Annotated in this window: 23 protein-coding genes and 1 pseudogene; 8 read left to right on the top strand and 16 right to left on the bottom strand. The window is 64.7% G+C overall.

Annotated elements, in window-relative coordinates; translation table 11 throughout:
• Positions 1-3: 3 nt before the first annotated feature.
• Positions 4-1,161, bottom strand: coding sequence for a tyrosine-type recombinase/integrase (locus CH273_RS00890; RefSeq protein ID WP_218829555.1), 1,158 nt, complete (start codon positions 1,159-1,161; stop codon positions 4-6).
• A gap of 100 nt (positions 1,162-1,261) precedes the next feature.
• On the opposite strand from CH273_RS00890, the gene CH273_RS27525 reads away from it, so the two are divergent.
• From CH273_RS27525 to CH273_RS00875, 4 genes are all read left to right on the top strand, one after another.
• Positions 1,262-1,717, top strand: a complete 456-nt coding sequence (locus CH273_RS27525; RefSeq protein ID WP_082322323.1) for an ATP-dependent DNA ligase — start codon at positions 1,262-1,264, stop codon at positions 1,715-1,717.
• A complete protein-coding gene (locus CH273_RS27520) occupies positions 1,717-2,187 on the top strand; it encodes an ATP dependent DNA ligase (RefSeq protein WP_052049167.1) in 471 nt (156 codons plus the stop codon). The genes CH273_RS27525 and CH273_RS27520 overlap by 1 nt, the downstream gene beginning before the upstream one ends.
• An 88-nt stretch (positions 2,188-2,275) precedes the next feature.
• Entirely contained in the window at positions 2,276-2,644 is a 369-nt protein-coding gene (locus CH273_RS00880) for a histone-like nucleoid-structuring protein Lsr2 (protein WP_032393550.1), read from the top strand.
• A gap of 6 nt (positions 2,645-2,650) precedes the next feature.
• On the top strand, positions 2,651-2,971 hold the full coding sequence (locus CH273_RS00875; RefSeq protein WP_032393549.1) for a hypothetical protein: 321 nt from the start codon (positions 2,651-2,653) through the stop codon (positions 2,969-2,971).
• Between the two features lie 38 nt (positions 2,972-3,009).
• Here CH273_RS00875 and CH273_RS00870 read toward each other — a convergent pair whose 3' ends face one another.
• The 3 genes from CH273_RS00870 to CH273_RS00860 form a co-directional block, all read right to left on the bottom strand.
• Entirely contained in the window at positions 3,010-4,734 is a 1,725-nt protein-coding gene (locus tag CH273_RS00870) for a ParB/RepB/Spo0J family partition protein (RefSeq protein ID WP_052049166.1), read from the bottom strand.
• Positions 4,735-4,833: 99 nt separating this feature from the next.
• Complete coding sequence (locus CH273_RS00865) at positions 4,834-5,121, bottom strand: hypothetical protein (protein ID WP_032393548.1); 288 nt, start codon at positions 5,119-5,121, stop codon at positions 4,834-4,836.
• Positions 5,122-5,486: 365 nt separating this feature from the next.
• On the bottom strand, positions 5,487-6,413 hold the full coding sequence (locus CH273_RS00860; protein WP_032393673.1) for an ArdC-like ssDNA-binding domain-containing protein: 927 nt from the start codon (positions 6,411-6,413) through the stop codon (positions 5,487-5,489).
• 875 nt (positions 6,414-7,288) lie between these two features.
• Here CH273_RS00860 and CH273_RS00855 point away from each other — a divergent pair.
• The gene (locus CH273_RS00855; RefSeq protein WP_094634685.1) at positions 7,289-7,492 is read left to right on the top strand and encodes a hypothetical protein; all 204 of its coding nucleotides are present in this window, start codon (positions 7,289-7,291) and stop codon (positions 7,490-7,492) included.
• A gap of 69 nt (positions 7,493-7,561) precedes the next feature.
• On the opposite strand, the gene CH273_RS27515 is transcribed toward CH273_RS00855, so the two are convergent.
• The 3 genes from CH273_RS27515 to CH273_RS00845 form a co-directional block, all read right to left on the bottom strand.
• A complete protein-coding gene (locus CH273_RS27515; RefSeq protein ID WP_155290773.1) occupies positions 7,562-7,717 on the bottom strand; it encodes a hypothetical protein in 156 nt (51 codons plus the stop codon).
• Positions 7,718-7,788: 71 nt separating this feature from the next.
• Positions 7,789-8,094 (bottom strand): hypothetical protein, encoded by a 306-nt coding sequence (locus CH273_RS00850; RefSeq protein ID WP_032393547.1) that lies wholly within the window; start codon positions 8,092-8,094, stop codon positions 7,789-7,791.
• Positions 8,095-8,289: 195 nt separating this feature from the next.
• A complete protein-coding gene (locus tag CH273_RS00845; protein WP_052049165.1) occupies positions 8,290-8,898 on the bottom strand; it encodes a hypothetical protein in 609 nt (202 codons plus the stop codon).
• Positions 8,899-9,268: 370 nt separating this feature from the next.
• Here CH273_RS00845 and CH273_RS00840 point away from each other — a divergent pair, with 370 nt between their 5' ends.
• Positions 9,269-9,844, top strand: a complete 576-nt coding sequence (locus tag CH273_RS00840) for a TetR/AcrR family transcriptional regulator (RefSeq protein ID WP_032393546.1) — start codon at positions 9,269-9,271, stop codon at positions 9,842-9,844.
• Positions 9,841-10,815 (top strand): DMT family transporter, encoded by a 975-nt coding sequence (locus CH273_RS00835; RefSeq protein ID WP_032393545.1) that lies wholly within the window; start codon positions 9,841-9,843, stop codon positions 10,813-10,815. The genes CH273_RS00840 and CH273_RS00835 overlap by 4 nt, the downstream gene beginning before the upstream one ends.
• Positions 10,816-10,863: 48 nt before the next feature.
• On the opposite strand, the pseudogene CH273_RS00830 reads toward CH273_RS00835, so the two are convergent.
• The 8 genes and pseudogenes from CH273_RS00830 to CH273_RS00800 form a co-directional block, all read right to left on the bottom strand.
• Positions 10,864-11,262, bottom strand: a pseudogene (locus CH273_RS00830) (IS110 family transposase); the annotation flags it as partial.
• Between the two features lie 129 nt (positions 11,263-11,391).
• Positions 11,392-11,556 (bottom strand): hypothetical protein, encoded by a 165-nt coding sequence (locus CH273_RS27510; protein ID WP_155288773.1) that lies wholly within the window; start codon positions 11,554-11,556, stop codon positions 11,392-11,394.
• Positions 11,553-11,882 (bottom strand): hypothetical protein, encoded by a 330-nt coding sequence (locus CH273_RS00825; RefSeq protein ID WP_032393544.1) that lies wholly within the window; start codon positions 11,880-11,882, stop codon positions 11,553-11,555. The genes CH273_RS27510 and CH273_RS00825 overlap by 4 nt, the downstream gene beginning before the upstream one ends.
• A 67-nt stretch (positions 11,883-11,949) precedes the next feature.
• On the bottom strand, positions 11,950-12,249 hold the full coding sequence (locus CH273_RS00820) for a hypothetical protein (RefSeq protein ID WP_032393543.1): 300 nt from the start codon (positions 12,247-12,249) through the stop codon (positions 11,950-11,952).
• Between the two features lie 53 nt (positions 12,250-12,302).
• The gene (locus tag CH273_RS00815; RefSeq protein WP_032393542.1) at positions 12,303-12,539 is read right to left on the bottom strand and encodes a hypothetical protein; all 237 of its coding nucleotides are present in this window, start codon (positions 12,537-12,539) and stop codon (positions 12,303-12,305) included.
• Between the two features lie 576 nt (positions 12,540-13,115).
• Positions 13,116-13,457 (bottom strand): hypothetical protein, encoded by a 342-nt coding sequence (locus tag CH273_RS00810; protein WP_032393541.1) that lies wholly within the window; start codon positions 13,455-13,457, stop codon positions 13,116-13,118.
• A gap of 3 nt (positions 13,458-13,460) precedes the next feature.
• The gene (locus CH273_RS00805; RefSeq protein ID WP_032393540.1) at positions 13,461-13,730 is read right to left on the bottom strand and encodes a hypothetical protein; all 270 of its coding nucleotides are present in this window, start codon (positions 13,728-13,730) and stop codon (positions 13,461-13,463) included.
• Between the two features lie 273 nt (positions 13,731-14,003).
• On the bottom strand, positions 14,004-14,915 hold the full coding sequence (locus CH273_RS00800; RefSeq protein WP_082322322.1) for a DUF2637 domain-containing protein: 912 nt from the start codon (positions 14,913-14,915) through the stop codon (positions 14,004-14,006).
• Here CH273_RS00800 and CH273_RS28030 point away from each other — a divergent pair.
• Entirely contained in the window at positions 14,915-15,664 is a 750-nt protein-coding gene (locus CH273_RS28030) for a tyrosine-type recombinase/integrase (protein ID WP_230596585.1), read from the top strand. The genes CH273_RS00800 and CH273_RS28030 overlap by 1 nt on opposite strands.
• Before the next feature lie 442 nt (positions 15,665-16,106).
• On the opposite strand, the gene CH273_RS00790 is transcribed toward CH273_RS28030, so the two are convergent.
• Positions 16,107-16,985 (bottom strand): alpha/beta fold hydrolase, encoded by an 879-nt coding sequence (locus CH273_RS00790; RefSeq protein WP_052049164.1) that lies wholly within the window; start codon positions 16,983-16,985, stop codon positions 16,107-16,109.
• Between the last annotated feature and the right edge of the window lie 46 nt (positions 16,986-17,031).

The following is a 17,031-nucleotide window of genomic DNA, read 5'->3' as shown; positions in this document are numbered from 1 at the left end:
CTTCTAATTCTCCGTACTCAAGCGCCGCACGGCGCGTTGTGTCGACTCGATGACAGACCGTTCCGGGTCGGCTCCGGCCGACGCCAAATAGCCCACAGTGGTGCTCGCCCATTCATGGCCGAGCATCTTCTGCACATCCCACAAGGGCATGCCTTGTTGGTAGTTGTGGGTGGCGCAGGCGTGACGCAGCAGATGGGGGTAGAGCTCCCGCACCGGGCCGTTCAGATGAAGGTGCGACGCAGCTTTGAGATTGCGGCGGAAAGTCGAGGGCTGAATCGCGGGTGCAACGGCGAGGTTGAGCGCCGCGACGGCGGTCGGCAAGCGTTCCGATGGCCACAACGGTGCGCCCGCGTCGGTCGGGTCGTCGCTGAACTCGCCCCGGATCTGTTCGAGATACCACCACAGCAGCTCTCTCCCCTCTTCGAAGAGAAACGCTTGCCGTTCGCGTGGACCTGATCCGCGAGCGCCCTTACCCACGACGACGAAGCGGCCCCACTGTCCCGCTTCCCAATGAATGTCGCCGATCCTCACCGCACACAGCTCCGACGCGCGCGCACCGGACAGGTACGCAATCTTGGCCATGGTGTAGTCGCGCGCGCTCACGTGGTACTTGCGTGAGCGCGGCAGGGCCTCTCTCCACTCGGCGAAGAACGCTGTCATCGCTCGTCGAGTGGGAGGAATCCGCAGCGCGAAATCACCCCTGTGTCTCGGCCGGTTGAACGGGTCGACCGGTGACTCGACACCGACACCGAACGCTCGGAGCAGCTCGCCGGCGTAGCGGTGCTCGAGGAATCGGTAGTAGTTGTCGATCTGAACTGTCTTCTTGCGGATGGTTGCGTGACTGCGCTTACCGGGACCGGCGAAGTACTGATCGAACTGCTTCTGGGTCAATCGCCATGGCACACAATCGAAGTAATCGCATATCTCGATCACGGGATACATGATTCTCTGCAACGTCGCCGGGCTCAGACCCGCCACATCTCTGGCCCATCCGTATTCGACCAGCGTGTTACGGAAGAAGTCGTGTTCGTCGTCCCCCGACGCCGACGCCAGCCGCTGCAGCGATTCGACGTCCGCAAGTTCCCCGCTGCCGACCCGCGCGGCAATCGATGCGCCGTCGGCAGCGATACGTCGCTGCCGACGAGTAGCGAAATCTGACACGAACAGTGAACTTATGAGAGGAACTCGCAGAATCCGCGAGTAACTGATGAAATTTGAGCGACCACGGAATGAAGAAGAATCGTTGCTCTGACCAGGGAACCTGGGCTTACACCGGTTCCTGGCAGCCGATCGAACCCGTGCGGACTCCAGTGGCCAACGCGGGGTCAGCGTTGTCGACGGCACATCGCGGGTGAAGCTGTTCTCGCGCAACGGAAACGACATCTCCGCCTCGTTCCCGGACGGGGCGTCGGCGTTGTCGGAGACGACGGCGGGTCGATCGGTGACCCTGGACGGCGAGTTGGTGGCACTGGATTCGGGCGGTCGGCCCGATTTCGGGCTGCTGCAACGCCGAATGCATGTCGCGCGCCCGTCGGCGGCGTTGTTGAGGTCGACCCCGGTGACGTATTTCGTGTTCGATGTCCTCGACGTCGACGGCGAATCGGTCCGGACGCTGCCCTACACGCAGCGCCGTGCGCTGCTCGAGGGCCTCGGCGTGGACGACGGGCGGCGGGTACAGGTGCCGCCGACCATGACGGAATCGACGGCGAGACGTTGATGGGCATTGCCGCCGACAACGGCATCGAGGGGGTCGTGGCGAAGAAAGCCGGGTCGGTGTACCGATCGGGGATCCGGTCGCCGTCGTGGATCAAGGTACCGATCCGGAACACACGCGAAGGCGTGATCTGCGGATGGGTTCCTACCGGCGGCCGCGCCGGCGGGACACTGGCGGCACTGCTCCTCGGAGCGTACGACGAGGCGGGCGAGTTGGTCTACATCGGCCGTGTGGGAACGGGTTTCACCGATCAAATGCGCCGCGAACTGCGGAGCACACTCACCGAGCGCACCTGTCAGGACAGTGCGCTGTACGGTCCGATTCCCCGCACCGACGCAGTCGGCGTGTCCTGGGTGACACCGGAATTGGTGGCGACCGTGGAATACCGCGAACAATCAGCGACGGGACGTTTACGGCATCCCGCATTCAAAGGTATCCGATCCGATATCGCTCCCCGCGATGTCGTGACATGAAAGGGTGCAGCTCATCGCCACATTCGTTGGTTACGCTGGCTGTTACCCGAGTCCCTGACATTGCGTGTGATCGAAAGGTTTTCCGGCTGTGGCCAAACGAGTGACAACCCAATTGGTGGACGATATCGACGGGTCGGTCATCGACGACGAATCCGGCGAAACGATCGAATTCGCGGTCAACGGCGTCGAGTACGTGATCGACCTGAAAGCGAAGAACGCCAACGAGTTTCACAGGAAGCTCGACTACTACATCGAGCATTCCACTCGGGTCGGTGGCCGCAAGCGTAAGCCCTCCCCCGCCGGCGCGGCGACGCCCGCGAAGACCGGGACACCGGCCACCCGTGATCCGGCGCAGACGCGCGCGATCCGGCAGTGGGCCGCCGACGAAGGCTACGAGATCAACGATCGGGGCCGCATCCCGGCCGCCATCGAAGAGGCGTACAACGCCGCACACTGACCGTTCGTGAGCCGCCTGCCCGTCGTGAGCAGTGCGGTGGTGGGGCGTCGAGCGGGGGAGCTCGAGGGGCTGCCGCAGGCCCCCTCGACCCGGGCCAGGGACGCTCCCCTGCCTGCGCTGTGGGGCCGATACTGTCCGGCGATGGACAGGTATCGAAGTGCCGCCCTCGGCCTGTACGGGCTCGCTGTTATCGCCAGGCTGTTGACCTGGGGTGAGCTCAGCGCGCCCGAACGCAGCGAGAGCGCAGTGATGCTGCTGCTCGTCGGTGCCGCCATAGCGGCGGTGCTCAGCCTCGGCAGTACTCGCACCGACCGCAGCGACGAATGAGGGGTGGCGGGCACATGATGCCCGCCACCCCTGCTCCGTTACTGGTCGGCGGCGTTGTCCTCACTGGGCGCGGTGAGCGCGTCGTACGCCTGCTCCGGGGTGAGCATTCCGGCTGCGGCCTGCTCGACCACGGTCAGCACGTGGCCGTGCTGGTCGAGGAAGCCCAGGTAGTTGTCCTGGTTGCCCCAGGACGTGCGACGCCAGGAGTCGTTGCCCTTGCCGCTCACTCGTGCTTCGTAGGCGGCGAGGATCTGCGCGAGCAGGATCACTTGCGCGCGGGTCTCGCTGGGCGTCTTGTCGATCGTGGCGGCGAGCGCTCGCCGCGCGGCTTTGTCCGCGACACCGGGGTATCCGGCGCTGGGGCTGGTGTCGGCGGGCACGGTCACACCGAGCAGCTCTGCGAGGTACTGCGGCGCTTTGTTCTCGGTCAATAGTCCCGGCTCGTCGACGAGGGTTTCGGTGATCCACTTCCCTGCCCCCTTCGGCAGGGTCTTGCGGGTGAGGAACTTCGCCAGCCATTCCTTGCGGACGATCGTCGCGGCGGCGCTGGCCTTGTTCAGTGCGACGGTGCGCCGCCGAGTGGCCTTCTCGGCTTCCTTGGCCGCGAGCGCTGCCTGCGCTGCCTTCTTCTCGCGTGCCTTCCTCTCGGCTACGGCCTGGTCGTCGGACGCGTCGGGTTCACTCGACGCTGCGGCGAGGATCGGCCCCAGTTTCACACCGGCCGCGTCGGGGTCGGCGGTGAAGTACTCCGGCACCCACACCTGGGCGACGGTGACGTCCTTGTGGTGGTGGTAACCCTCTGCGGCGACGGCTTTCGGGGCTCCCTCGGTCGCCCAGTCGATCGACTCGGACTCGATCACCTCGCCGCTGGCGGTGAGGGTGATCTGCTCATCGGCAGTCAGCCACACCGCCCAGTGCTCGGCCGCGCCGTCGATGATGGCCTTGGTGACCGGGTCTCCGTGTGCGGTCACCAAGTCCTCAGCGGCGACGTAGGGGCTGTCGTAGTCGGGCTCGTCTACCAGGACGGTCAGGCCCTTGTCCGCGTACGGGGTACCGGCTTCGGCGCGGGCCTTGCGTTCGGCGCGGTCCGCGATCAGCTCCTGCGCCACAGAGTGGAACCACGACCCGGCGTCGAGCAGCCTCTCGACGGCCTCGGTGTCGCCGTCGGCGTCGAACACCGCGACCACTGCCGCCTGCTCGAGGTCGAGCTGCCCGGCGTCGAGCGCCTCGCGAGCTGTTTGCGAGCGACCCGCTGTCCCTGCGGCTTTGGCGGTGTCCCGGTTGTCGTACTGCATCGTCTTGGCGATCTTGGTAGCCGACAGACCCAGCTCGAACATCGCGGTCACGGCCTTCGCGCGTTGACCGTCGGTGAGCGCGATGCGGCGGTCGTTGGTGTTCACCTGCTGCGTGAGTCGTTCGATTTCACGGTCCTTGGCCTTGCTCGCAGTCGGCCGGATCAGCACCGGCACACTGTCGACCCCGGCTTCGAGAGCGGCGAGGGTGCGGACCTGGCCGTCGATGACGACGATGCGGTCCTCGTCGCGGCGCGCGAGGATCGGAAGGAGCACACCGTGTTCGGTGATGGAGGCGACGACGGCGCGGAACTCGTCCGAATCGGTGTCGACCTCGTCGCGGACGTTGGGGCCGACTTCGAGGGCGGTGGGGTGCAGGCGGGCGAACTCCTCGCCCGCCCCCACGACCGGCGTGGTGCCGGTCGTGGGGGCTTCGGTTGCGGCGGTGGTGGTTTCGATGCTTGCGGTCATGGTGGTGTCTCTCCCTGGTAGATTCTTCGGTTGGAGACACCGGGCAGTTAGGAGCTGTCCGGTGTTTTCTTGTTTTCCGGGCCTGTACGGGCCTGGGGGTTATTGCTGAGCGGTGGCTGCCTGGTGGTGGCCTGCCTGGCGTGCGGCGCGGATTTCGGCCTCACTGGCTCCGTTTTCGCGGGCGGTGCATGCCCAGAACGCGGCCCGCTCGAGGTGCGCATCGACGGTGGTCGAATTTGCATCCTCAGCAGCTCGGTTGACCTGCTCGGTGTAGGCGGTGACCTGCGCGAGCGCGTGAGCCTTGACCTGCCCCGGTACCTGACCGATCGCGGTCATGATCGCCGTGTGCAGTCCCACCGTCCTCGGTCCTGTGATGGTGTCGTGCATATCGCTACGTCCCTTCTCAACTGATGGCCGGACCCTGATGCCCTGCCACGTTTTTTCGCCGCTTCTGGCGTGAGGAGAGAAACCAGCGCACGGGGACGACGGGGCAACCCTTCGGCCGGGCAGTTTTCGTGGGAGCGCAGCGACTGCTCGACGAAAAGTGGTCGGAGCCTTGGCCGTAGCGCAGCGAAGCGAGGGGTTGAGCCGGCGGTCACGGGTGATGGATGCTCGCCGGTAGCCAGAACCGCAGTGAAAAAACGTTTTTGCTCTTTCGAGTGCGGAGCGAAGCGGAGCTCGATCCGGCGGACACCGCAGGTGGCCTGATCCGCCGGCCGGAACTCACGGCCGGCGAACCTGCCCCCACCTGGCTAGGCGGCCTCCCCGGTCCTGGTGTCCTCGCCGTCGTCCGCCGCGGCCGCGGCGGTGTCGAGGGCGTCGGCCAGCTCGTGGACTGCGGTCAGTACTGCTTTCGCGGTGGCGGTGACCTGCTCGAGGTCTCCTGCTGCCCATCCGGCGATGTAGCCGACGCTGTAGGCGCTGGTGTCGACTCCGAGCATCCCGGCCATGACGTAGGCGACGGATTCGGCTTCGACTTCCATCCGGCCCCGGTGCAGGTCTTTGCGGGCTTCGGGGCCGATGAGGTCGGGTGCGTGCATGATCGCGTGCGCTGCCTCGTGGATCATCGTTTTCGCGGCCGCTGCGGGTTCTAGGGCTGCGTCGACGACGATGCGGTGCGATCCGTCGGTGGTGGTGTAGCCGTTGGCGCTGCTGGCGATCGCCTCGCGGGTGACGGTCCAACCACGTGCGGTCATGATCGCGGCTACGCGGTCGTAGATCGCGTCCGGATCGGCGCCGGTGAGAAGCTGCGCGATCTCTTCGGGCTGGGGGTGTCCCTCGATCGGGTCGGTTTGGGAGTGGTCGAACACCGACAGAATCGGGAACGTGGGCACCTTGCGGGTTTCTTCGTCGCCGGTGGCGGGGTCGGTCTCGGTGACGGTGCGGGAGCTGTAGCCGTAGATCCGGATCGCTTTCTCGCCCTTGCGAACCTGCCGCCCGCGCTGCTGCCAGGCACGGAATCCGGCGACCTGCGTTGCCTCTGGTTTCTGACTGAGGATCAACAGGACGTTGTTGAAGCTGTAGGAGTGGAACGAGGCCACGTGGTCGAGGTACGCGCGCCAGGTGTCGGAGCTGGTCAGCTCGGCTACTTTGTCGGTGATCGAGGCGTGCAGTGATGCCGCCAGCTCGCGGCGTGCTTCGGCCTTGTCCGCTGCGCTGATCTTGGTTCGTGTGGCCATGACTGGTGCCTCCTCCGTCGTGACCGGTCCCCCGGCCTGCTCTGCCAGTTTCTTGTCGCCGTCATCTGGCGTGAGGAGAGACAGCAGCGCACGGGAACGACGGGGCAACCCTGCGGCCGGACAGTTTTCGTGGGAGCGCAGCGAGTACGGGACGAAAAGTGTTCGGAGCCTTCGGCCGTAGCGCAGCGGAGCGAGGGGTTGAGGCGGCGGGCACGGGTGATGCAGTATCGCCGGGAGCCAGATGTGCGACAAGAAACCGATGTCTTTTCGCGGTGCGGAGCGCAGCGGAGTTCGGTTTGGTGGACGCCCGCAGGGTGGCCGGCACCGCCGGCAGGCGGAATGCGAGACCGCTCGTCGACGTCGGCAGGTGACCACCTCCACCTGAGGAGCTCGCCCGGTGACTGTGCGGGAGCGACGGAGACCGGCCACGCTCGGTGTCGCGGCAGCTCGTAGACCCTGGATAGATTCTTTTGTCGAACATTTATCTATTCCACGCAATTAATCGCGAATATCCGGAAAGGAATCAGAGATATCCGCTGCTTTATTCCGGTAATAATTCGCACTTGATAAGTACGCGATTAAACTTATAAACCGGCCTTGACCTGCCGATACGGGGCCACCGTGCATTCATTTGGGGGGTTGCGGAAAGGCCCTTCGATATGGGACTCTAATGGAGGCGAAGCAACCGCTGAGCCAAGATATCGAGAATCCAACCGAAAGGCCGATATGCCACACGTGTGCGCAAATCACCCCAACAACGGGACGGAATTTCACTACGAAGGGAAAGTATTGTGGCTGCAGAGAAGAATGATGGGTCCGAGACCGGGCGAGCAGGCTGGAGAGGATGGTTCGCGAGGTTCAGGGGTTCACGACCCGTGAGGACCTTGTCGACACTGGCGCAGGTGCACTGGCGGATTCAGCTGGTGTGCAACGTGTTCGGTGTCGATGTGCCGTGGCAGGGTGACGAGGTTTCGCCTCCTGTGTGGGCAGTGCTGCTGGCGGTCTGGGATGTGGTGGGTCCGTGGGTTCACGGGGCCGTTGACGTGCTGATTGCTTTGTTGCAGTTGTTCTATGGCTGATAGGTAGAAGCGCCAGGAGCCGGTGGCCGTTCGTGGTCACCGGGCTTTTGGTTGTAGGGGTTGGCGGATTCAGGAGTGTCGCGCGTGGGGACTGCGGTCGTTGGCCGTGGCGTTCGGTTCCGGTTGGGGCCGGGCGTTGTTCAGTTCCACGAGTGCGAGGAGTCGCGCTGTGTTCGCTGCGATTTCGGCTGGCAGTGGCGGTCCGTCGAGGGTTCTGATTCGCATGACGTCGAGTGTGGCAGTGGGTACCGACAGAGTTGTTCTCTCGCAACGCTTTCAGGTCTGCAGTCCCCTGATCATAGGTAGAGCAGGTGGGTGGCGGTGCCGTCGAAGTGTTCGAGGTTGTCGAGCACGCCGGTGTAGTTGCCGGGTCGGCAGGCTCCGAGACTGACGATAAGGGCGCAGGCTTCGTCGATAGTGACGAGGTAGGTCGGTGGGGTGTTGGTGGGGCTGGCGTCTGCGTGGGCCTGGGCGTCGAGGAGGGCGTAGCGGACTGCGTCGGCGGCGGCGCGTTTCGCTGCGATGAGGCTTGGTTCTGATCCTGCGGCGGTGATGGTTTCGGGTTGGCGGTCGGGTCGTGTGGTGACGGTCCAGGTGATCATCGGTGTCGTGTTCCTTCGGGTGGGTGAGCCGGGCGGCCTGTGGTGCGTGGTTCTTCCAGCATCGCGTACCGAGCGCGAGCGAGGTCCGCGATGCGCAGGCATTTTCCGGAATCTGGGGACAGAAGATTCGCCTGTGGATGGAGATGACTCGGCCCCGGAACCGTGTCGGGTCCGGGGCCGGGGGCTGAGAGCGTCTTAGAGGCGTCGACGCCAGGGTGCAGCCATGTCTTCCTGGTGTTCGCGTTCGGCGTCGTCGAATGCGTCGGTCAGGGTGGTCGGGTCGCTCGTGTACTGGTCGCCGTCGGTGAAGATCGCGACGGCCATGCGGTGCACGTTTCGGAGCTCGTCGAGCATGGTGACGTAGCCGAGGCGGTCGATGATGCGCCAGGTGACCGGTCCCATGTGGACCTCGACCCAGTGCATGGTGCGCCGCCGGGCGGGTACGTACTGCTCGCGCGGCGTGACGGCGGTTTCCGGTGGCGCGATCCATACAACGGACATGGCGGCGCGGGCGTAGTCGTCGCCCGGCCCCCCTGGCTGGGGTGCCTGGTTGTCGATTCGACCGATAAGGGTGCGGGCGTCGGCCAGTCCAGCGATGAACGCGTGCACGGCGGCGGCAGAGCGGAAGGTCATCATCAGGCGGTTGAAGGTGACGATCATCTGGGCGTCGTCGGTGGCGGCGGCATGGACGTTGACCACGGCTTTCTGGCGTCCGACGATGGTGGCGGTGGTGTGGGTGACCACTGCGCCGTAGTTGTCGGTGTCGGTGATGCTGTGGGCTTTCTGGGCGGTGGTCTTCGACATCTCGCGCTCCTCTGCTCAACGTGGCGAACCTCGGTGGCCCGCCAATTTTTTGCCGTTCTGGCAGAGGAGAGTTGGACCGGCAGGAGGGGGCCGGAGTGCAATGGTCGGGCCGGAAAGTTTTCAGCCGCAGGCGTCTGTGAAAAGTTTCCGGAGCCCTTCGGGCCGGGAGCGCAGCGGACGCCGGCGGTTGCGCGGAGGTCACCGCCGGTCAAAATCGGAAGGCCAGAAGGGAATCTCAATAGGTTTTGTCAAGCACGGCCGCAGGCCGTTCTGCTCGGTCGCCGCCGGAGGGGGCGAAACAGTCTGGCGTGACGCTACGAGGTGCCTGTTTAGGTAGACAGGTCTACCCAATGAGTGGCATGGTTACCTCATGACATCAACTCGATCCCCGTCGGCACGCACCCGGATCCTGTCCGCTGCCGCAGAGCTGTTCTATGCCGACGGCATCGCCGCAACCGGGATCGACACCATCACCGCCGCGGCGGGTGTGGCGAAAATGAGCTTGTACAACAACTTCGAGTCGAAAAACGATCTGGTTGAGGTCTATCTCGGTGAGCGGCACGAGGAGTGGCTCCGGCTCCATGCCCGCCGACGTGCGGAAGCGACGACGTCAGATGATCGGGTGCTGGCAGTGTTCGACGCCTACCTCGATCACGCACGCATGGCGTATCCGCACGGTTTCCGCGGCTGCGGCCTTCTCAACGCCGCAGCCGAGTTGCCCGCCGACGCCCCCGGGAGGGTCGCCGTCCGCACGCACAAAGAGCAGGTCGAAAGCATCATCATCGAAGAGCTGAGCTGCGCACACCCGGTATCGACCGCCAGAACAGTGGGCGAGCAACTGTCCTTCATCCTCGAAGGCGCGATGTCGCGGGCCGGTCTCGAAGGAAAGCCGGACCGCGTCCTCGCCGCCAGGGCCATCGCCGAGAACATCCTCGCGACGCTGTGAACAGCACAATGCTCGGCTCGGCGGCCGTACTGGGTGCCTCCGTGCTGTGGGGAACCACCGGAACCGCCGCGTCGCTCGCCCCGACGATCAGCGCACTCGCGATCGGTGCTGCGGCGATGGGCATCGGCGGTCTCCTCCAAGCGGCACTGAACGTCGACGCACTCCGCCGCGCTCGCCCCACGTTGATGGCCCGATGGGCAGTCGTGCTCACGGGTGGGCTGTGCGTGGCGATCTACCCGTTGGCGTTCTATTCCTCGATGAGGATCGGAGGCATCGCGGTGGGCACTGCGGTGTCTCTGGGATCCGCTCCCCTGGCCTCGGCTGTCGTCGACCGTGTTCTCGACGGGACACGCCTGACCCGCGCCTGGATCGTCGCCGCTGCTCTCGGAATCGGCGGGACGGTGCTGATGAGCAGCGGCGTCCACTCACCCGGCGACACCTCCGCCGCTGCCGGTGTCGCTCTCGGGCTGGTCGCCGGACTCACCTACGCTGGCTACTCCCGATCACTGCGGGACCTGATGAGCGGCGGCATCAATCGCGGCGCATCGACAGGGGCCGTCTTCGGCGCCGGCGGCATCGCCTTGCTTCCCATCGTCGTCGCCGCGGCATTCACCTCTGACCTGTCGGGACGACCCCTCACGGTGATCGCCTACCTCGCGATCGTCCCGATGTTCGGCGGCTATATATTGTTCAGCCACGGCCTCGCCAGGATCAATGCCGCGACCGCCACGACACTGACACTCAGCGAACCCGTATTCGCCACCGCACTCGCGGTCATCTTCGTCGGTGAACGACCCACGACCGCGGGATGGCTCGGTGTCGCGCTGATCATGGCTGGACTCGCCGTCCTGATGAGCTCCGCCCGGCCGGCGAACGAACCGCACCCAAGGTCGATTGCCAACCGCCCCGACGTCAGCGACCGTTGGACTTCACGACAACCGGTCAACGGCGGTGACCGGTTCGCTAATTAGCGCTGCTACGCACTCCAGCTCACGCCGCAACATCTCTGTATTGCGCTGCGCAGCGGAGGATTTGGGGTGGTACGGCGTGTCGTCCCGCAGCATTGCCCAGAGCATGTTCGATCTGCGTCGGGCAAGCGCCAGAACAGCTTGGGTGTGTCGCTTGCCCTCCGCTCGTTTGCGGTCGTAGTAGATGCGGGACTCCGTGCACGATCGGATGCTGAGCTGGGCGGAGAGATAGGCCGCCCTCATTAGCCGCCGGTCATAGCGCCGCGGCCTGCGGAGGTTGCCGCTGATCCGGGCGGAGTCGCGTGGGACCGGAGCAAGACCGGCAACGGCGGCGAAACGATCCGCTGTGCCGAACACCGACACGTCGCCGCCTGCAGCGGCGAGGAGCTCGGCACCGAGCAGCGGGCCGAATCCGGGCATTGACTCGATCACCGCCGCTTTGCGGTGGCGAGTTCGATTCGGTGGACGCCCGCAGGGTGGCCCGGTCCTACGCGAGCCGCTGTGCCCCTCTTGGGCAACGGACAAGGCCCGCACCCTGTGTCGGGTGCGGGCCTTGTCGGTCTGCGGCTGGTGCCTGTGTCAGGGCTGCTCTGCCGGTGGGGTGGTCGGGCGCCCTTCGGCAGCGTCGCGGATCCACTGGGGTACCTCGAGGCCGTCACGTTCGTACAACGCGACCGATGCCCGTGCTGCGGCCCGCGCTACCTGTGGGCGGGCGGCGGTAGTGCGCTTCTCGGTGGTGGTCATCGTGGGTCCTCCTGCTCGTTCTGGTTGTCAGTGTCCTCGGTTTGTGCCGGTGACGCCAGTGCTCGCCACAACGCCCGGGTCGCGACGGCGCGCAGCACGTCTCGTTCGGTTCGGGTGATGAGCGGCGAGTCGGTCACCGGTGTGTAGATATCCCAGCCCAGTGCGGCTTCGGCCTCGTTCTCGCTGGTGGTGCGTTCTAAGCACCAGGTGATCCGTTGCCAGGCCTGGGCGCGTTTGTCGGCCACGGTGCGTTGACGGACGGTCAGGGCGACGCCGACGACGGCGAGGACGCCGACGATCAGGGTCACCCATGCTTGAGCGGGCATCAGGGGCGTTCCTTCCAGGTGGTGCGGGGTTGGTGGCCCCGGTGCCGTCTGGCACCGGGGCGGTCGGTTACCGGCGTGAGGTTCCGCGGACGATGTCGCCTTCGATGTAGGTGAATCCGTCTCCGCGGCCGTCACGGAGTGCGAAGTGGTAGTCCGCGTGGATCCAGACGGTATCGAAGTGTCCGGCGTCGGTGAGGGTGCCGAGTAGGTCTCGGTCGGCTCCGTTGGGGAAGAACGCGACTCCGGACGAGGGCGGGTAGTAGCGGTTCAGGGTGTCGATCAGGGTTTCGACGCTCCGGCATTCTGCGGCCGCGTCGAGGGCCTTGTCGTAGGTGGTCCAGTAGTCGTCGATGTCGTTGGTGGTCATGGCCTTTGCTCCTCGGTCGGTGCGGGTCGGGTGGGGGTGGTGAGCGTGGCGGGTCAGTAGTCCTCGTCCCAGTGCTCGCCTGCGTAGGTGGGGTCGAAGTCGGCGGGTGCGTGGGCCGGGTAGCGGCGGCGGATGTCGTCCTCGAGGTCGAGCCGGTCTTGCCAGTGCTTGTCGCACCTCGGATGCGATACCCCGGTTCCGGACAGTGCGTCCCGGTATTCGACGTCGCCGGTGCAATCGGGGCCGTCCGCAATGCAGGTGACGGCGTCGGTGTTCGTGGTCTCGGTCATAACTGTTGCTGCCCTTCGGAACTCGTGCCGGGTCGGTCTTGCGTCCTACCCCGCGTTCTTTCGCCGTCATCTGGCGTGGGGAGAGTAGGCGGCGCACGGGAACGTCGTCCCGCCCCTGGGCCGGGAAGTTTTCAGCCGGAGGCGTTCGTGAAAAGTTTTCGGCGCCCGCAGGGCCGGAGCGCAGCGGAGTCAGGGGTGGGTAAGGCGGGCACGGGTGACGCAGACTCGCCGGCAGCCAGATGCCCGAAAGAACGATGCTCTTCTACGGTGCGGAGCGCAGCGGAGCTCGGTTCGGGTGGACGCCCGGAGGGTGGCCGGCACCGCCGACAGGCGGACGCATGACGCTCGTCTCCGATCGCGGTGTGGCCACCTCCCGGTCGTGGAGCTCGTGCGGTGACTGTGCGGAGCGACGGGGCGTGGCCACGCTCGGTGTCGCGGTAGCGCGTCATGTCGGTGTCGCGGTACGCGCTGGGCGTCGGCCACGCCGGTTGCCGCTGCCGATCGCGGATCCGTTGACAGGCATGAAAACGGCGCACGACCCGTTGTTCTCGTGGGTCGTGCGCCGTCTCGTGGGTGTCAGATGCGGTCGAGCTCGAAGACCAGGGTTCCTGACGAGTTGTAGACGCCGAGGTGGTCGTCACCGTCGGGTTGGACGAGGTAGGTCGCCGTGTTCTCGCTCTGGCGGACCTTCATCGTGTAGTAGCCGTCGGCTTCGTCGTCCGAGAGTGTGCAGTACATCGGGCCGCCGATGTCGACGCTCATCATGCCTTCGCAGCTTCCGTCGTCGTAGAAGTAGACGGTGCTCGATGGACCGGTGGAGTCCCACATACCGGTGATCTCGGGTGCCGAGGAGCAGCCGGTGAGAAGGGCGGACCCTGCGACGGTGAGCCCTGCGAGCAGGGTGGTTGTCTTGTTCATCGGTCAGCCCTTCGCCATGCCCGCTGCGGCCTTGCCCACGAAAGTGGCCAGAGTCGCAGAAGTGTCCTGGAAGTTCACATCGGTGTAGAGGCCGTGGTACCAGCTCTTCTCGGCGGCCTCTTTCGCGTTGATGCCACCGAGGCCGACGGAGTTGAGGTCGCATACGGGATCTCCGACGATGCATGCGGACAACACGGGTGCGCCCGCAGGGTATGCCTCGCGTTTGCCGAGCGAGCCACGAACATTCCACCCCCGGCCAACTGTGGAGAACACAGTGTCATCGCTCGGATCGAAGTCGGACGAGGTCGGCGATGGACCATTGTATTGATACAAAGCCGACCGGCCAGTGACGCCGGCCTCCTTGATGACGCGGTTGAAGGCGGGGTCGGCGAGAAGGGCGGACGCTGCGAGGCGGTCGGATCCGATCGGGCCGTTGGTGGATGTGGAGTTGGCGATAATGCTGTTGATCGAAGCGCCGGCGTAGCCGCGGTCGGCGAACTCGTGTGCGGCGGCGGCGTTGACTGAGGCGCGAGTCTCGTTGCTGCGTCATCGTGTCGCCTCCGCGTACTCACCGGTGGCCGCCTGTTGTTCTACCTCGTACGGGGCATCCGAGCCGGCTGCTACTTGTGCCTCCTTCGAGCCTTCATGCAGGGCGAGGAGATGATTGGGCACTTTCGATTCCGCGACGTCTACGACGAGTTGGACCAGCTTGTCGTAGCGCCGGGTGACTGTTGAAGTTTTGACTTTCAGCATCCGAGCGACTGCTGCAAAATTTCCCTGCGCTTCGGGATGCTTGTGATAGAGGTACGCTGTTGTCCAGACGTCGTCGTGCAGGGCTCCGTGTGCGTCAAACAGGTCGCTGAGCTGCTGGGTACTGGCTTCGTCTGTAGGTTCGGCGACCGGCTTCGGAGCGCCTTCACGGCTCGGCAGACTGCCAATCACATTCTTCGGCAACGACGTTTCCAGACGGCTGGCGCGTGGTGCTCGGAGTATGACGGCGAGAACTTCGGTCATCGCCAGGAGGAAGACTAGGGCGATGGTGGCGATGCCGGCTGCAACGAAAGCGGGCATCACGGTTGAGGTCAGTGTTGCGTGGTAGGCGTTGCCTGCGATCGAGGCTCCGGCTGCGACGGCAAGAACGCAGAGGACGAAGCGGCGCCCGCGCACTGTTCGTGGGTCGGTGTGGTGAGACAGTGCGATTGCGGTGACCGTGGTGGCGACGATTGCGCCGTCGAGGACGACGGGTATCACCCAGGCTCTCCCAGGCTCGGTACCTGCCATTGTGGCGAGATCCCGCAGGGCTGCGAAGGACAGCCAGAAGGACGCCGCGGCTATACCGACGGTGAGGACGATGGCAGTGGCCAAAGCCCCGGTCAGCACTCGTGGGTGGATTAAGACCGTATTGGCGTGGCCGACGTGGTCTTCGGCCGGTTCGATAGAGGTACTAGCGTTATTCATTGATCGCAGGTCCAATCTGTGATCGACCGGCCGCGCTACTCACTGCCACCGCGTCGGTGGCGGTCGGAGAGACCTTCGAGCATCTCGGGGTGTGCTACCGCCGGTCCATCGCGCCCTCGTTCACGAAATCCAGCTACCAGCACGATCATCCACCGGTGCTCGCCGAAGTCATCGACACCGGTGAGATCATCGAAATCGAAATAGAAGAGCACGACGCATTCTGGGCATGGGCTGTGATAGAGACGTTTCGCCACACCGGAATTCGAGTGGAGGAACTCCTCGAACTCACCCACCTCGCAGTCGTGTCCTACACACTGCCATCGACCGGCGAGATCGTGCCGATGCTGCAGATTGTCCCGTCCAAAACCGGCGAAGAACGCCTTCTGCTGGTCAGTCCGGAACTCGCGAGAGTGCTGGCGACGATCATCGCGCGCCTGCGAACCACCAACGGCGGAGCAGTGCCCCTCACGGCGCGATACGACGGCCACGAGCGCATCAGAAATCCACCGCTACCGCATCTGTTCCAGCATCGAATGGGCTGGCAATGGGCGGTCCCAGCACGGACCTTGATCCAGAAGTGGCTCAACCAAACTCTCGCCGGGACACGGATCGTCGACAACGCCGGCAACCCGCTTCGGTATACCGCGCACGACTTTCGACGCATGTTTGCCACCGAGTCGGTCGGCAGCGGACTGCCCATCCACATCGTCGCAAAACTGCTGGGGCACAAGCATATTTCGACGACGTAGATCTACACCGCCGTCTTCGACGAGAAGCTCGTTCGCTCCTGTCGAACTTTTCTCGATGCCCGACGTGCGCAACGACCGGACGACGAATACCGCAGCCCCACCGACGCGGAGTGGAACGACTTCCAACATCACCCCGAGCATCGCAAGCTCGAACTCTGAACCTGCGGTCGCCCCCTACAACACTCCGTGCAAACACGAACATGCCTGCATCCGATGCCCCAGCCAGCAGGTCGATCCGACCGCTCGAACGAGGCTGACCGCCATCATTGCCAACCTCCGCGACCGCATTCACGAGGCACGAAACAACGGCTGGACCGGCGAAGCCGAAGGTCTCCAGACCAGCCTCACTGCGGCAGCAGCGAAGCTCGTCGGCCTCGACCGGACGACAGGATCCGGCACCGCGACGTCGCTTGGAATCCCAGCGATGCCGTGACGAGCTGTATCAGCGCTCAGTGAACTTGCGGCTGCCATTGTGACGCAAGGTTGGGGGCGACGCTGCCTGGTCCAGCGGCGTGAGCAAGTGCGCGAGCAGCCGAGCGGGGGCATCGTGCTGCACCATGTGTCCACTGCCTTCTATCCAGTGGAAATTACTGCGAGGCAATCGCTTACGCAGTCTCAGGGCGTATTCTGCGTCGAGCCATCGATCGCGTCGGCCCCACAGGATCGTTGTTGGGGCCGCGAGATCACCCAGTAGTTCTTGAAATTCGTCGGTGTCGGTTTCGTCGGCTTGTTCGTACTGTCGGTAAAAGGCATCCTGACCTGCAGTGCCTGTCCATGGGTCGACGAACGCGTCGAGGACACCTGCACTGAGACCGACATGGCTTCCGTCGCTGATCTTGCTGGTCACCAATTCCTTGTGTGCGTACTCGGGAAGGGCCGAGAATGCTGCCGCATCGTTTTTCACAGTGCTGAAGAATCCCCCGGAAGACCAGCTATTGACGCTAACCGCGTTGACCAGCGTCAAATCACGAAACATTCTCCCTCCCAACAGAGTTGCTCGAAGAGCGACAGCACCTCCGACGTCATGGGCCACCACGCTCGGGCTGCCCAGACCCCATTCGTCGAGCAGGTCGCCGAAGATGTCGGCTTGCTTCGCCAAACCGACGTTCTGGCTGATGTTCTTGTCGGATTGCCCGAACCCGAGCATGTCCCACACATACACTTGCCGGGTAAGGGCCAAACCGTGAGCGATGTCTTTCCAGATCAGCGACGAGAACGGTGTTCCGTGAAGTAGAACAATGGGATCACCGGTCCCGAAAGTGGACCATCGCACTGCGCCTTCGCCTGTGCGCAATTGACGATCCAGGTTCCATGCGGTCATGCTGATTCTCCTGTCTATGCCCTCGATGAACAAACCCCGGTGTCCG

It is taken from the genome of Rhodococcus sp. 05-339-2 (assembly GCF_002258965.1).
Taxonomy (GTDB): domain Bacteria; phylum Actinomycetota; class Actinomycetes; order Mycobacteriales; family Mycobacteriaceae; genus Rhodococcoides.
Note: the sequence above shows the minus strand (reverse complement) of the source record. Positions and strands in the feature narration are given on the sequence as shown.

Coding starts and splice junctions, on each gene's coding strand:
- CH273_RS27520 (WP_052049167.1), top strand. CDS start 1,717: ATGGGCATTGCCGCCGACAACGGCATCGAGGGGGTCGTGGCGAAGAAA.
- CH273_RS00870 (WP_052049166.1), bottom strand. CDS start 4,734: ATGACCGCAAGCATCGAAACCACCACCGCCGCAACCGAAGCCCCCACG.
- CH273_RS00865 (WP_032393548.1), bottom strand. CDS start 5,121: ATGCACGACACCATCACAGGACCGAGGACGGTGGGACTGCACACGGCG.
- CH273_RS00860 (WP_032393673.1), bottom strand. CDS start 6,413: ATGGCCACACGAACCAAGATCAGCGCAGCGGACAAGGCCGAAGCACGC.
- CH273_RS27515 (WP_155290773.1), bottom strand. CDS start 7,717: ATGCGAATCAGAACCCTCGACGGACCGCCACTGCCAGCCGAAATCGCA.
- CH273_RS00850 (WP_032393547.1), bottom strand. CDS start 8,094: ATGATCACCTGGACCGTCACCACACGACCCGACCGCCAACCCGAAACC.
- CH273_RS00845 (WP_052049165.1), bottom strand. CDS start 8,898: ATGTCGAAGACCACCGCCCAGAAAGCCCACAGCATCACCGACACCGAC.
- CH273_RS00840 (WP_032393546.1), top strand. CDS start 9,269: ATGACATCAACTCGATCCCCGTCGGCACGCACCCGGATCCTGTCCGCT.
- CH273_RS27510 (WP_155288773.1), bottom strand. CDS start 11,556: ATGACCACCACCGAGAAGCGCACTACCGCCGCCCGCCCACAGGTAGCG.
- CH273_RS00825 (WP_032393544.1), bottom strand. CDS start 11,882: ATGCCCGCTCAAGCATGGGTGACCCTGATCGTCGGCGTCCTCGCCGTC.
- CH273_RS00820 (WP_032393543.1), bottom strand. CDS start 12,249: ATGACCACCAACGACATCGACGACTACTGGACCACCTACGACAAGGCC.
- CH273_RS00815 (WP_032393542.1), bottom strand. CDS start 12,539: ATGACCGAGACCACGAACACCGACGCCGTCACCTGCATTGCGGACGGC.
- CH273_RS00810 (WP_032393541.1), bottom strand. CDS start 13,457: ATGAACAAGACAACCACCCTGCTCGCAGGGCTCACCGTCGCAGGGTCC.
- CH273_RS00800 (WP_082322322.1), bottom strand. CDS start 14,915: ATGAATAACGCTAGTACCTCTATCGAACCGGCCGAAGACCACGTCGGC.
- CH273_RS00790 (WP_052049164.1), bottom strand. CDS start 16,985: ATGACCGCATGGAACCTGGATCGTCAATTGCGCACAGGCGAAGGCGCA.